This is a genomic window from Pseudomonas sediminis (assembly GCF_002741105.1).
Lineage (GTDB): Bacteria > Pseudomonadota > Gammaproteobacteria > Pseudomonadales > Pseudomonadaceae > Aquipseudomonas > Aquipseudomonas sediminis.
Genome location: NZ_NIQU01000004.1, coordinates 67,426 through 80,716 on the forward strand (window position 1 = coordinate 67,426; position 13,291 = coordinate 80,716).

The following is a 13,291-nucleotide window of genomic DNA, read 5'->3' on the forward strand; positions in this document are numbered from 1 at the left end:
TGATTATCGCGTCCACGCTCAGCGCCCCTGATAGTCGGTGAGAACGCCCATGGGCAATTGCACGCTCATCAACTGCTGGAAAAACAGGTAGAGAAACACCGTAACCAGCACCGCGGTCACCCAGGACAGCAACGGACGACCGCTGAAGCGCTGACAGAGCAACCCCACCAACAACACGCTACACAACGGGAAACCGACGCTTTCGATAGCCGCGACGAACGCCACCACCAACAGCGGCACCAGCACGAAATTGATCACTCGTTCGCGATCACGCATCCAGGGGCCGGCCTGTACCAGCCAGAAACCGCCTTGCTGAACCAGCGTCAGGCGGATGCCCTTGATCAGCAGGATCACCCCGCAGACCGCCAACAGGCTGCCGATGATCGAAGGAAAGAAGCCGGCGCCGTACTGGAAGAACGGCGAAGTTTTCATCTGCTGACCATGTACCAACACAGCCAACCCGAGCAGGGTGAAGCTCACCCCAAGAGTGATGTCGCTGAATTTCATACTGTGCGCTCCTGTCGATCGGCAGTGGCCTCCTACCAGGCATAGGCGGCCACTGTGTCGGTTAAGGATTGAGCTTGCCGATCAGAGCCTGAACGTCACGGGTATGCTGTTCCAGGTACTCTCCGAAGACCTCGGCGTTGCGCCACTGCGGACGGAAGCCACGATCTTCCATTTCCTTGCGCCATTCGGGGTCGTTGTAGATTTTTTCCAGGGTCGTTTCGAGCTTGACCTTGATGTCATCTGGCAGGCCGGCAGGCGCCACCAGTGCGCGGAACGAACCTAGCTCTAGATCCAGGCCAGTTTCCTCTTTCAGGGTCGGCACATCCGGGTAGGCGGCCTGACGCTCGGAGCCGAATACGGCGAGACTGCGTACTTTTTCCGAGCGCAGCAGCGCGTCGGCCTCGGGCAACGAGCACGGTACGAAGTCGACACCGCCAGCAGCCAGATCCTGCATCGCCGCAGCGGCCCCCTGGCCGGGGATCATGCGCACTTTTTGCAGGTCGACCTGCCAGGCATCCAGCAACCCGGCCACGGCCATCGGCCAGGAACCCCCGCAGCCGCCGGCGCAGGCGATGGCGTATTTGGCGGGGTCAGCCTTCAGCGCATCGAGCGCTTGGCGCAGATTGGTGAAGGGCGAATCGGCTTTGACCTGGAAGCCGGCCAGGTCGAAGTTGTACTGGCCGATGGGCGTGAAATCACTAGCCTGGAAGTCAGCCTGGCCCATTTCCTTGTAGTGGGCATAGTTGAACAAGATGCCCAAGGTGTAGCCGTCGGCCTTGGAGCTGATGATCTTCTGGATGCCAACCACGCCACCGCCCTGCCCCAGGTTGATGACATTGAACTGCTGGCCCAGCTCCTGTTTGAGGTACTTGGACAGGATTCGCGCGGTTCCATCGGAACCACCGCCCGCACCTGCCGGCACAACAATGCTCACCGGACGACTTGGCCACTCGGCGGCCATCGTCGGCATGGCCAAGCCCAGTGCAAGGGTTAGTGCGGCCAGCTTGCAACCGGCGCGACTCAGCAATTTGCCGAGGGTGAAAGACTGCGACATGCGGGATGCATGATTAACGAGCATAACGAGCTCTCCTTTTATTATTGTCGAGTACAGCTGTCATGGTGACTGGGTGTAGCGAATGTCAGTGTTGCGTTGCTCTCCAGGCGGCCACGAAGGCTGCCGCGTTCTCGCTGACCTCGGTCACGCTCATCCCCGGCCTGTACAACGCCGAACCGAGACCGAAACCGCTGGCACCCGCGGCGACGAACGTGGCCATGCATGCGGGTGTAATACCGCCAACCGGTAGCAGGGCGACGTCACGAGCGAACACCGCGCGCCAGGCTTTGATGATCGAAGGGTTGAACTGCTCGGCGGGAAACAGCTTGAGCACCTGGGCACCGGCCTCCAGCGCAGCGAAGCCTTCGCTCGGCGTGACCACCCCCGGCGAGCTGAATAGCCCGGCACGGCGTGTGGCGCGAATCACTTCAGGGTTGCAGTTGGGCGACACGATCAAGCGCCCACCGGCCTGCGCCACCTGCTCGACCTGCCCGGTGCTGAGCACGGTACCGGCCCCGATCAGCGCGCGATCGCCCAGTTCAGCCGCCAGCAAGCCGATGCTCTGCAGCGGCTGCGGCGAATTCAGTGGAATCTCGATCAGGCGAAAGCCTGCCTCATAGAGCGCCAAGCCTATGGGGACGATCTCCTCAGGGGTGACACCGCGCAAAATAGCGATCAGCGGCAATTGCTGCAGGTAGGAATCAGACATGCAGGACGCTCCTCGAGACGGCGGCGGGCGGGGCGGTGACAAGAGCAGCAGCGCAGGCCAGGTGCCAGAGCCCCACGACCCCGGCGTTTTCCAGGATGCGCACGGAATCCACGCTGAAACGAGACAGGGCCAATCGATAACGCTCACACAGGTGCACATCGCCAATCAGCACCAGCGGCGGACAGACGCCACCCTCAAGACTGGCGAGTACACCGCGCAGCTCCTCGCCGATCAGTAGCCCGGAGAGATAATCCAGGCTTTGCCCTGCGCTCAGACGGTCGGTGAGCAAAAGACTGCGGGTGCTGAACAGACGGCCAGAAATACCTTCGGCGCCGCTCTGCCGAGCAGCATCAAGCCCGCGAAAGAACGCCGCATCACTGCGCTCGCTACCCTGCTCACGGGCCGGGCGGCCAAGAATCGAATGGTCACGCAAGACCGCGAACAGCTCGCCTGTCATGTAGGTCGCGAAGTGGCTGATCGCACCGTCGCGCACCGTGACCCATTTGCTGTGGGTACCCGGCAAAACCAGCAAGGCGTTATCACGTAGTTCAGGGGCCAGTTGCAGAGCACCGAAGACCTGGGTTTCCTCACCTCGAATCACGTTGGGCAACGCACCTGCATCGAGCACCCCGGGTACCAGGTGCAGCGTGCCGCAGGCAGTATCCAAAGCCAGCAAACCATCAACCAGATCGTTCGCCGTAGCCGGGCACACAGCGTAGGGCACCTCACGCCAGCCCTGGCGGCTGCCGATCATGCCGCACGCCAGCGCAGGCAGCTCAGGCCATTGGCGGTACCATTCACCAATCAACTCTTCATAGGCTCGGGCGAAATCGCCATGGGGCGTGTGCTGCACGCCCCATGGCCGACTCTGCGAATCCAGCACCCGGCCGCCTTCGCCAAGTAGATAAGCGCGTAGCGATGAGGTACCCCAGTCGAGTGCGATCAGCGTCGGGGCGAGGCATTCGGTCATGAGGCACTCCAACCCAATTCACGGGAAATGGCGACGGCACAAGCCGTTACGTCCGGGCGCAACTCGTGCAGACGTGCTTCCGGCATATAGGGGATGGCACTGGCAACACTCAGCGCGGCGACGATCTGCCCGCTGGCATCGCGTACTGGCGCGGCGACGCAGCGCACGCCCAGCTCGTTTTCCTCCAGATCGAGGCTGAAACCGCCCTTGGCGTAGCCGTTCATCAGCTCGCGAAACTCATCCCAAGGCGTAAATACCTCGCGCAAGCCAGACTGCCCGGCGCGGCGTTGCAAGCCCTGCTCGTATAGCTCCAACCACTGCGCTTCAGTCAGGTCAAGCATCAGCGACTTACCAATCCCCGTCAGGGCCAGAGGCATGCGCAGGCCGATTCGCGAGCGCATTTCCAGACCGCGACTGCTCGGCAACTTCTCGATGTAGAGCACATCACCGTCTTCACGCACGCCCAAGTGCACGGTGTCCTGAGTCAGCCGCGCCAGCGCCTCCAGATGAGGACGCGCTACGTTAGCCAGCGGCATCTGCGCGCGGGCCTTGTAGCCGAGCTCGATGAGTTTCGGACCGAGTTGATAGCCACCAGCGCTACCGCCAATGGCGCGCAAATGACCTGCCTGCACCAGAGCGGTGATCAGGCGATGAGTGGTGCTACGCGTACAGCCAATACTCGCACCGATGTCAGCGAGGCTGCTGGCCCCCTGTGCGACGGCGTCTATCACAGCCAGGCCTCTGAAAAGCGCCTGGGCACCCATGGGTGCTTGGTTGTTATTTTTATCGGACATAGCTTTCTCCTGGCGACGGACTCTAATCGGCTTTTTCTCAATTCTCAATATACGAAACAAACTCCCATATTATGGGAACAAATAAATCATAAAGTGCTCTGCGTGGCCAGCGCGCAGACAGACTGTCAAACTGAACCCTTTCCCCCAGAGACATGGACCCGCATCGTGAGCACTAGCGACGAGCAAAAAGACGAAGACTTCGCCGAAGCCACCCTGATCCAGGCCATCGAGAATCAGCTGGAAAGCGGCGAACCGGCAGCCGCCAAGGCGGTGTACAACAAGCTGACGCTGGTCGGTTACGAGCGCGAAGAGATCCTTGAGCTGATGGCACTGGTCCTGGCTCATGAAATCGATGCGATGCTGCGCGAGGACCGTCCCTTCGATGGCGCCTGGTACGAGCAAGCCTTGCGCGCCCTGCCGGAGCTGCCGGAAGAAAACTGAAGATGGATTGACTCAGGCCACTGGTCGGACTGGCAGGCAGATTGCTACTGTCACCATCAATCCCGACCGAGAAGGTATCGCCTTCGATGGCCTGTACGCTGCCCAGACTCATCGCCTTGCTGATCTGCGCCCTCTGTTTGAGCGGAGCCAGCGTCGTGCGAGCCGAAACGCCGCGCATTGGTGCCGAGGATGACTGGTATCCCTACACAGCCCTGCGTAATGACAAGATCGAGGGCATGTCGGCAGACATCGTCCGAGCAGCGTTCAGCGCCAGCAAAACGTCCGTCGAGTTGGCGCCCTACCCCTATTCGCGCTGCATGGAGCTGGCGCGCTCAGGCAGTCTGGCAGGCTGCTTCAACACCACACCTGACGCACACATCCGCGCGGAGTTCCTGCTGCCGCAGGAGATGCTGTTCAGCGACGACATCCTGCTCTGGGGTCATGCAGGAGATGCGCCGATAGATGATCTGGACAGCATCCGAGGCAAGCGCGTAGCCATCACCATCGGCTACACCTACGGCGAGTACTTCGACAGTTATGCGGAGATCCAGCGCATTGCGGTGCGGCGCGATTTGAATGGCTTTCTCATGCTGCAGCGCGACCGCGTGGACTACGTCATCGCCTTTCGCGGCACCACCGAAGCACTGCTGCGTGAAAATCCCGAGCTGGCTGGCCAGTTCAAGGCGCTGGCCAGGGTGCATCGCCCACAGCTCTACCTGACCTTTTCCCGCCACCATCCACAGGCCGCAGCCTTGCTGCGCGACTTCGACGCAGGCATGCGGCAGATCAGGCAGGACGGCACCTACCAGCGAATTCTCGCCAACTGGCAACTCATTGATGGGCAGAGCACCGCGCATGGTTCTACACTGCAGGAGCGCCATAACAACAAGACGGAGTCACCATGAAGTCATTCAACGCTGACCTGATCGACGAGCTGGAAATCCTCGCGCTGTACAACCTGGACAACCATCTGGAAGGGCTCAAGGTACACAACAACGCTTCATTCAAGGCGCAAGGTGCCATCACCCGCCTTCACGAGAAAGGCCTGGTGAGCCAAGCCGACGGCGGCTACCTGACCAGCCTGGGCATCGATGCCGCCGAACACGCGCAAGCGCTGCTGACCATTCTCTCGACCCGCCAGGCCACTCCCGCTTAATCCAATCGCCCGCCGACTAATGCCGCTCAGCCACCCGGTGCCGCGCTGCGAGTCAAGGTGGCGCGCACTTTGAGCAACTCGCCCGGGGTGGGGCTCTTGCCACAGACTGCGTTGGTAACCTTATCCGCTCGGCATTAGCCGGCCGCTCTTCAGAGAGTGGCGCTGCGGGCGATATAGCGTCAAAGGCACTGCACTGGCGAGCCCACCGCTGATAGGCTTGCCGCATCTGCAGTAGAGTTCGAGCATGACGCGCACGCTGGAAATACGCCCCGATATCGATGACGGCATCGACCGCAAGGTGCTGACGCAACTGCGCGCGCGCTTTCTGCAGATCAATCAGGGTCGCCTGCAGCGGGCCATGGAGGCGCTGTCCACACGCCAGCAACTGGTCCTCAAGCTGTTGCCGCTGCTACTGCACGTCAATCACCCGCTGCTGCCTGGCTATGTTTCGGCCAGTACACCGGCAGGCCTAAGCGGTTTCGAACCGGATGATGCCAGCCTCGCTGAAGTCCAGCGACTGACCCGCTCCTTCGTCTACAAGCCCCGTCGTGGCCAGGGCGCAGCGCCGCTGCATGGCCTGTTCCTGATGGGCAGCCTGGGCACCGTGGCACAGGCCGAGCAGAGCGATATGGACCTGTGGCTGTGCCATTCGCCCAACCTCACGGCGCAGGAACTGCAGGACCTGCGCAAGAAGTGCGATCAACTGGAAAGCTGGGCCGCCACCCAGGGCGCCGAGGTGCACGTCTTTCTGGTCGACCCGCAGCGCTTCACCCAGGGCGCACGTGAGGCGCAACTGACCTCCGACGACTGCGGCACCACCCAGCATTATCTGCTGCTCGACGAGTTCTACCGCACCGCCATCTGGCTCGGCGGTCGTACGCCACTCTGGTGGCTAGTGCCGGTCTACGAGGAAACGCGCTACCACGACTACTGCCGCACCCTGCTGAGCAAGCGCTTCGTACGTGCCGAGGATGTACTCGACCTCGGCAACCTGGCGCACATTCCGCCAGAAGAGTTCATCGGCGCCGGCATGTGGCAGCTGTACAAGGGTATCGAGTCGCCCTACAAGTCGGTGCTCAAACTGTTGCTCACCGAGGTCTACGCCAGCGAGCACCCCAAGGTCGAATGCCTGGCGCTGCGCTTCAAGCGGGCAGTGTTCGAAGGCCGCCTGGACCTCGACGAGCTCGATCCCTACATCGTCGTCTACCGTCGCCTGGAGGAATATCTGAGCGCGCGCGGCGATCAGGAAAGGCTGGAGCTGATTCGCCGCTGCCTGTACCTGAAGGTCAACAAAAAGGTCAGTCGCCCGCCAACACGCGGCCGCGCCAAAAGCTGGCAGCGCCTGCTGCTGGAGCGCCTGACTGCGGAATGGGGCTGGCAGAGCCGCCAGCTATCCGTGCTCGACAGTCGCAGCCAGTGGAAGGTGCGCCAGGTCGCGGCCGAGCGCCGCGTACTGGTCAACGAGCTAACGTACAGCTACCGCTTTCTCTCGCAATTTGCCCGCAGCGCCGAGGCTGGCAGCTCGCTGAACACCCGTGACCTCAACGTACTGGGCCGGCGCCTGTACGCTGCCTTCGAACGCAAGGCGGGCAAGGTGGAGTTCATCAACCCTGGCATCGCCCCGGATCTGGCCGAAGATACCCTGACTCTGGTGCAACACCCCAGCCCCGAAGCGCCCAACGAATACCAGTGGGCGCTGTTCAACGGCAGCCTGGGCGCCCAGGAGTGGAGCGACTTCGCCCCCCTCAAACGCGCGCGCGAACTGATCGAACTGCTTGCCTGGTGCCATCGCAACGGCGTGATCGACAGCAGCACGCGCCTGTCGCTGCACCCAGGCAGCAGCGACCTGACCGACTTCGAACTGTCCAACCTGATCGCCAGCCTGCAGCAAAGCTTCCCCTTGCCGCAGCCCAGCGTCGAAGAGGCAGCCCTGCTGCGCGCCAGCGTCCCCAGCCAGTTGTTACTGCTGGTCAATGTCGGGGTCGACCCGCTCAAACAGCACAGCCAGATGAACGTGCACATGACCACCGGGCGTACCGATGCACTGGGCTATTCCGGCGTACGCGAGAACCTGGTGCTGACCCTCGATCAGGTGGTGCTCAACAGCTGGAACGAACTGCAGGTCAGCCGTCATGACGGCCAGGACGCGCTGCTCGACTGCCTGCGCGACCTGCTCAACAGCTTGCCGATCGGCGAACCGCCGCCCAAGGTGCAGGTGCGCTGCTACTGCCGTAATCGAGCCCAGCCGATTGCCGAACGCGTCGACGAGCTGCTGCGCGACCTGCTCAACACCTATGCCGAAGGTCGCCAGTCACGCTATCTGGTGCAGATACGCCAGCATTACCACGTGTTGCAGCTGACACCTGGCCAGGTCAGCCACGCCGCTCTGGGCGATCTGCCAGCACTGCTGGAGCACCTTGGCGCCGAGCAGGAGCTCTACAGCCCTCTGCATCTGGACCGCCATGCCCTCGATGGCGACGACCTCGCGCTGATCCTGCCCATGGGGCGCCCACAGTGCATCCAGGTGTTCTACCGCCTGCACGAAACCAGCGGCGAAGCGGAACTGACCCTGCTCGATGAACGCAATGCACTTTGGCGCCGGCGCCTGCCATTTCGCGATGAGCAGAGCCTGCTGACGCCGATCCACCGTTTCCTGCAATCACTGCTGTATCGGCGCAATGCCATGTTGCCGCTCGATGGCGCCGACAATCAGTCGCCATTGGAAATTATCTACTACCAACTGCTGCCGGCGGCGCCACTACGCGCTCAGCACCTCGAGCGCAGATCGGTGCCCGAGTCCCAGGTCAGCCATCCGTTCTACGACGTGCAAGCGATCGTCGAGCCAGGCGACGGTCGCCAACGCCATGTCACGCTGTACTGCAACCATCGCGAGTTCTCCGAGCTGGAGTACGGCCGCGAGCTGTATCGCGCCGTGGCGCAGCACATCCTCGCCCAGCGTGCCGGCGGCGAGCGCTATCCCTGCTACATCACCGACCTCGATCTCTCCGCCGTGCTAGCCGGGCAACAGGCGCAAACGGTGCATTACCTGCACTACAAGAGCGGGCTGGAAGATGCCCTCAATACGGCGCTGCAGCAGGTCTAGCCCTTCATCGGTGCATCCGGATTGTTCAGTGCATAGAGGTAGCAGTCGCCCATGCTGTGGTTGGTGGCGACACCGCCGTAGCTGGCGGTGAAGGTCACCGGCAAGCCCACGTGCTGATAGAACCAACGATCACTGTCTGCCGGTGGCACCTCGGGCACCAGGTCGCTGTCGTTGACCAACCGGTAAGTCGGTACGGCCAGCCCGTTGTAGTAGCTGGCGAATGCCGGGGACGCCAGGCGCGGACTGGCAAAGTTGTAATGCTGCAGCAGCAATGCAGGCCAGCGCTGCAGCAGGTCCGGCACCGCCAGCGTACTCAAGGTGCTGCCCAGGCTGTGACCGCAAGCCCAGAGCCGCGCCTGCGGCTGCAAGCCGTCCAGTGCCCCGAGGGCCTGGTCACGCAACGAGGTGTAGAGTTTCAGAAAGCCATCGTGTACCAGGCCGACACCGGCCTGCCACGGGTAATCGCACTGATCCAGGTCGAGGTCATCCAGCCAGTCCTGCACCGACTCGGTACCGCGAAACACCAGGTAGCAATCGCCCTGCGGATCCCGCGCGGCGAAGCCAAAGGGCTCGGACTCATTGAACACATGCCACTCGCTGAGCACGCTCCAGATCGGCGCGGAAAGCTGCCAGCCCTCCAGTTCAGGCTGTTGCCAATGAAAGTGCTCGGGTGTGCGCGGGCGCTGCTGCGCCAACCATTGCTCGTACTGGTCGTAGGCGGCCATCAGCAGCTCGGCGCAGAGCAAGGCACGCGACAGTTGGTAGGTCGGTGGGAAATACAGCGGCAGACTCGGCATGGCGAGGCCTCCTTGCCATTGGCGGAAACCTCACTCTAGTCCAGCCGGGGAAAAGACGTCAGCGGTCGTATTCGCCCGCTGCTTCCGGCTGGTATTCGACTTCCAGCAGAGTCAGTTTGAGCTGCTTGCCGCCCGGCGCGGGCCAGTCGATGTGCTGGCCGACGGACAGGCCGAGCAACGCGCTGCCAACTGGCGCGAGGATGCTGACCTTGCCTTCGCCACCAGCATCCTGCGGGTAGACCAGGGTCAGGTGATAGTCCTTGCCGCTGCTCTCCTCGCGGCAATGCACGCGCGAATTCATGGTCACCACACCGGCCGGCACCTCGTCGTGCCCCACCACGTCGGCACGATCCAGCTCAGCCTGCAGCGCTTGGGCGCCAGGGCCGAACTCGTCCAGGCTGTCGAGCAGGCGCTCCAGACGCTGCAGATCGAGGCGGGTAATGGTGATGGTCGGTGTACTGTTCATGATGCCGGGCGGACTCCTTGCGTAAACCATAAAAAAGCAAAACCCCGCCCGAAGGCGGGGTTCAGCTGAATGTCTGTCGACCCTAACACAGCCGGACAAATAAACAAGACTGCGTGGTCAGCGCCTCTGCTGGCGTTCGCGCAACCGCTGCTCGGCCGCCTGGCAGATCAAGCGGCGCCGCGCGTTATCGGCCGCGCCCCAGTCGAGAATTTCCTGCAGGGTACGACCGCAACCGAGGCACTGTTCATGCTCATCAAGGCAACACTGACGTCGGCACGGCGACGCCACGTTGGGCTCAGAGCTCATCGAACTCCAGCTCGGTGCCCGACTGCTCGAGGGTGATGCGTACCAGCATTTCACCCAGCTGCTCGTCACTGGTATCGCAGATCCAGCGGCCATCGGCCTCGTCGTAATCGAAGTGGAAACCACCGGAGCGCGCCGCCAGCCAGAGCTGACGAATCGGCTCCTGACGGCTGAAGATCAGCTGACTGCCATTGTCGAAACGTACCGTCAGCACACCGGCGCTGTTCTCCAGATCGACGTCCAGACCACTGTCGTCGAAAATGTCCTCCACCGCTTGCTGGGTGGCATCGACCAGGTCGTGAAAGCGGGCTTCGCTCAGGCTCATCGGGGTGTCCTCACAAGATGCAGCAACTGCAGAAAAAGTAGGCGAAATCGCGCGGCCGGGGTAGCGGCCTAGACGCAAAGGTGGCGACGGTACTCGCCCGGACTCGTTCCCGTCCAGCGACGAAATGCACGTGCCAGAGAACCGGACTCACTGAAACCGACCAGAAAGGCGATTTCCGCCAGCTCCAGCGCCGGGTCACGCAGGTAATGCAGCACCAGCTGCTGGCGTGTCTCGTCGACCAGTTGGCTGAACGACAGCCCACCCTCACGCAAACGTCGCTGCAAGGTTCGCGGGCTCAACGCCAGGGCGGCGGCGATGGCTTCCAGGTCCGGCCCATGCTCCGGTAACTGCCGGGCCAGTTCCAGGCGCGCGCGATCCAGCACGCTATTGCCCTGGTTGAGCTCGGCCAACAGCCTATCGGCATAGGCATCGAGCATGCCGCGCACCTGCGCGTCGGCCTGATTCAGCGGCGCCGCGAGCAAACGTTTGGGAAAGATCAGGGCATTGTCGGGCTGATCGAACAGCACCGGGCAGCGAAAGATGCGCGCGTGCTCCGATGTATCCGCTGGCGCCGGATGCTGAAAGCGTACTTCGGTCGGCGAGATGTCCAGACCACTGATCCAGCGCCCGAAACTGACCCAGCCGGCCAGGGTTTCTTCACTCAGTTGCCGCTGCTGCTGGGCCAGCAACGGCTGCCAGCTGTGCGCGATCAGCGGCTCGCTGCCAGGCCGGGCTGGCTCGTCATCGAGCACGACCAGCCCCAGATTGCCGACCAACGACGCGTAGCGCGCTTGACGGTGCAGCGCATCGGCGAGGGTCGCGCAGCTCATGATCAGGTAACCGAGCACGCCGTAGTAGCCCGGCCGTACCGCTTCCCCCAGGTGCAGGCCGAGGCACTGATCGCCGGTCAGGCGCACGCCCTCGCCCAGCAATGTCAGATAGGCACTGGCGGCGATGCGTTGGTCGCGTTGGCTCAGGGCCTCCGGACTCAACTGGGCATGGGCGAGCAAGGCGTCGGGCGCTACCCCCTGACGCTGCAGGTGTTCGATCAGGCCTTGCAGGTAGGCGACCGAGACCGAGCCGGCCAGAATCGCGGGATTATCCATCGGGGCTCCTCGTTACTCGCCGCATGCTAACCCAAGCAGGCACGAATGCCTTCGGCGTACGCACGCCAATCGAGCCGGCGCCCCGCCAGGCGGGCGCCGGGCGCATAGGCAAGGTGGCAGGGGGTCGGTATACTCCGGCGCAATTCACGCTTATTTTCAAGGACTGCCCCATGAAGCGACTGACCCTCGCGCTCCTCGCCGCCGTTTGCCTGCTGGCTGGCTGCGGTCAGAAAGGCCCGCTGTACCTGCCGGGCGACGACAACGCCGGCAACAGCCGAGACCGTTTCGAACTCTGACAGGAGCTGCCCCATGGAAGCCTTCAAATACCGCGACGGTGAGCTGTTCGCGGAAGGCGTTGCCTTGTCTGCGCTGGCCCAGCGCTTCGGCACGCCCACCTACGTCTACTCGCGCGCCCACATCGAGGGGCAGTACCGCGCCTATGCCGATGCCCTGGCCGGCATGTCACACCTGGTCTGCTTCGCGGTCAAGGCCAACTCCAACATTGGCGTATTGAACGTGCTGGCGCGCCTCGGCGCCGGCTTCGACATCGTCTCCAGCGGTGAGCTGGAGCGCGTACTGGCCGCCGGTGGCGAACCGAGCCGCATCGTTTTCTCCGGCGTCGGCAAGAGCCGCGACGACATGCGCCGCGCGCTGGAAGTCGGCGTGCACTGCTTCAACGTCGAGTCCATCGTCGAGCTGGAGCGCCTGCAGAAGGTCGCTGCCGAACTGGGCGTCAAGGCGCCCGTCTCGCTGCGGGTCAACCCGGACGTGGATGCCGGTACCCACCCGTACATTTCCACTGGCCTCAAGGAAAACAAGTTCGGCATCGACATCGAGCAGGCCGAGGCGGTTTACGCCCGCGCCGCCGAGCTGCCGAACCTGGAAGTGATCGGTGTCGACTGCCATATCGGCTCGCAGCTGACTACCCTCGAGCCCTTCCTCGACGCCCTGGATCGCCTGCTGCTGCTGGTCGACAAGCTGGCCGCGCGCGGCATCACCATCAAGCACCTGGATCTGGGCGGTGGCCTCGGTGTGCAGTACCGCGACGAACAACCGCCGCTGGCCGGCGATTACATCGCCGCCGTGCGCAAGCGCCTGGCGGGCCGCGACCTGTCGCTGGTATTTGAGCCGGGCCGCTTCATCGTCGCCAACGCCGGCGTGCTGCTGACTCAGGTGGAATACCTCAAGCACACCGAACACAAGGACTTCGCCATCGTCGATGCAGCGATGAACGACCTGATCCGCCCCGCCCTGTATCAGGCATGGATGGACGTGTCGCCGGTGCAGCCGCGTGACGGCGAGACGCGCAACTACGACCTGGTCGGGCCGATCTGCGAGACCGGTGATTTCCTGGCCAAGGATCGTCAGCTGGCGCTGGCCGAAGGTGACCTGCTGGCCGTGCGCTCGGCGGGTGCCTATGGCTTCGTCATGAGCTCCAACTACAACACCCGCGGCCGCGCCGCCGAGGTGCTGGTGGATGGTGAGCAGGCTTACGAAGTGCGTCGTCGCGAGACCGTCCAAGAGCTCTATGCCGGCGAAAGCCTGCTGCCGGCCTGAGGG

16 protein-coding genes are annotated in these 13,291 nt (G+C 63.0%); 6 read left to right on the top strand and 10 right to left on the bottom strand.

Features of this window, described 5'->3' with window-relative positions:
- Nucleotides 1-18 precede the first annotated feature (18 nt).
- The 5 genes from CDO35_RS10910 to CDO35_RS10930 form a co-directional block, all read right to left on the bottom strand.
- Nucleotides 19-507: a tripartite tricarboxylate transporter TctB family protein gene (locus CDO35_RS10910; protein ID WP_099524697.1), complete on the bottom strand. Its 489-nt coding sequence runs from the start codon at nucleotides 505-507 to the stop codon at nucleotides 19-21.
- Between the two features lie 61 nt (nucleotides 508-568).
- Nucleotides 569-1,585: a tripartite tricarboxylate transporter substrate binding protein gene (locus tag CDO35_RS10915; RefSeq protein ID WP_099524699.1), complete on the bottom strand. Its 1,017-nt coding sequence runs from the start codon at nucleotides 1,583-1,585 to the stop codon at nucleotides 569-571.
- Between the two features lie 61 nt (nucleotides 1,586-1,646).
- The gene (locus tag CDO35_RS10920; RefSeq protein ID WP_099524701.1) at nucleotides 1,647-2,270 is read right to left on the bottom strand and encodes a 2-dehydro-3-deoxy-6-phosphogalactonate aldolase; all 624 of its coding nucleotides are present in this window, start codon (nucleotides 2,268-2,270) and stop codon (nucleotides 1,647-1,649) included.
- On the bottom strand, nucleotides 2,263-3,240 hold the full coding sequence (locus tag CDO35_RS10925) for a 2-dehydro-3-deoxygalactonokinase (protein WP_099524703.1): 978 nt from the start codon (nucleotides 3,238-3,240) through the stop codon (nucleotides 2,263-2,265). The genes CDO35_RS10920 and CDO35_RS10925 overlap by 8 nt, the downstream gene beginning before the upstream one ends.
- On the bottom strand, nucleotides 3,237-4,034 hold the full coding sequence (locus CDO35_RS10930) for an IclR family transcriptional regulator (RefSeq protein WP_099524705.1): 798 nt from the start codon (nucleotides 4,032-4,034) through the stop codon (nucleotides 3,237-3,239). Before CDO35_RS10930 ends, CDO35_RS10925 begins: the two co-directional genes overlap by 4 nt.
- Before the next feature lie 165 nt (nucleotides 4,035-4,199).
- On the opposite strand from CDO35_RS10930, the gene CDO35_RS10935 reads away from it, so the two are divergent.
- From CDO35_RS10935 to CDO35_RS10950, 4 genes are all read left to right on the top strand, one after another.
- Nucleotides 4,200-4,475: a hypothetical protein gene (locus CDO35_RS10935; protein ID WP_099524707.1), complete on the top strand. Its 276-nt coding sequence runs from the start codon at nucleotides 4,200-4,202 to the stop codon at nucleotides 4,473-4,475.
- 155 nt (nucleotides 4,476-4,630) lie between these two features.
- Nucleotides 4,631-5,380 (top strand): substrate-binding periplasmic protein, encoded by a 750-nt coding sequence (locus CDO35_RS10940; protein ID WP_243699073.1) that lies wholly within the window; start codon nucleotides 4,631-4,633, stop codon nucleotides 5,378-5,380.
- The gene (locus CDO35_RS10945; RefSeq protein WP_099524712.1) at nucleotides 5,377-5,631 is read left to right on the top strand and encodes a TIGR02647 family protein; all 255 of its coding nucleotides are present in this window, start codon (nucleotides 5,377-5,379) and stop codon (nucleotides 5,629-5,631) included. Before CDO35_RS10940 ends, CDO35_RS10945 begins: the two co-directional genes overlap by 4 nt.
- Before the next feature lie 244 nt (nucleotides 5,632-5,875).
- Nucleotides 5,876-8,734, top strand: a complete 2,859-nt coding sequence (locus tag CDO35_RS10950) for a class I adenylate cyclase (RefSeq protein WP_099524714.1) — start codon at nucleotides 5,876-5,878, stop codon at nucleotides 8,732-8,734.
- Here CDO35_RS10950 and CDO35_RS10955 read toward each other — a convergent pair.
- From CDO35_RS10955 to CDO35_RS10975, 5 genes are all read right to left on the bottom strand, one after another.
- Nucleotides 8,731-9,531, bottom strand: coding sequence for a lipase family protein (locus CDO35_RS10955; protein ID WP_099524716.1), 801 nt, complete (start codon nucleotides 9,529-9,531; stop codon nucleotides 8,731-8,733). The two genes, CDO35_RS10950 and CDO35_RS10955, sit on opposite strands and share 4 nt — an antisense overlap.
- A gap of 58 nt (nucleotides 9,532-9,589) precedes the next feature.
- A complete protein-coding gene (gene rnk, locus CDO35_RS10960) occupies nucleotides 9,590-9,997 on the bottom strand; it encodes a nucleoside diphosphate kinase regulator (protein ID WP_099524718.1) in 408 nt (135 codons plus the stop codon).
- 117 nt (nucleotides 9,998-10,114) lie between these two features.
- The gene (locus tag CDO35_RS10965; protein ID WP_099524720.1) at nucleotides 10,115-10,303 is read right to left on the bottom strand and encodes a DUF1289 domain-containing protein; all 189 of its coding nucleotides are present in this window, start codon (nucleotides 10,301-10,303) and stop codon (nucleotides 10,115-10,117) included.
- A complete protein-coding gene (cyaY, locus tag CDO35_RS10970; RefSeq protein WP_036999825.1) occupies nucleotides 10,293-10,625 on the bottom strand; it encodes an iron donor protein CyaY in 333 nt (110 codons plus the stop codon). Before cyaY ends, CDO35_RS10965 begins: the two co-directional genes overlap by 11 nt.
- 68 nt (nucleotides 10,626-10,693) lie before the next feature.
- A complete protein-coding gene (locus CDO35_RS10975) occupies nucleotides 10,694-11,731 on the bottom strand; it encodes an AraC family transcriptional regulator (protein WP_099524722.1) in 1,038 nt (345 codons plus the stop codon).
- Nucleotides 11,732-11,901: 170 nt separating this feature from the next.
- Here CDO35_RS10975 and lptM point away from each other — a divergent pair, with 170 nt between their 5' ends.
- Both lptM and lysA read left to right on the top strand, forming a co-directional pair.
- Nucleotides 11,902-12,027, top strand: a complete 126-nt coding sequence (gene lptM, locus CDO35_RS10980; RefSeq protein WP_017361215.1) for an LPS translocon maturation chaperone LptM — start codon at nucleotides 11,902-11,904, stop codon at nucleotides 12,025-12,027.
- 13 nt (nucleotides 12,028-12,040) lie between these two features.
- Complete coding sequence (lysA, locus tag CDO35_RS10985; RefSeq protein ID WP_099524724.1) at nucleotides 12,041-13,288, top strand: diaminopimelate decarboxylase; 1,248 nt, start codon at nucleotides 12,041-12,043, stop codon at nucleotides 13,286-13,288.
- Nucleotides 13,289-13,291: the final 3 nt, after the last annotated feature.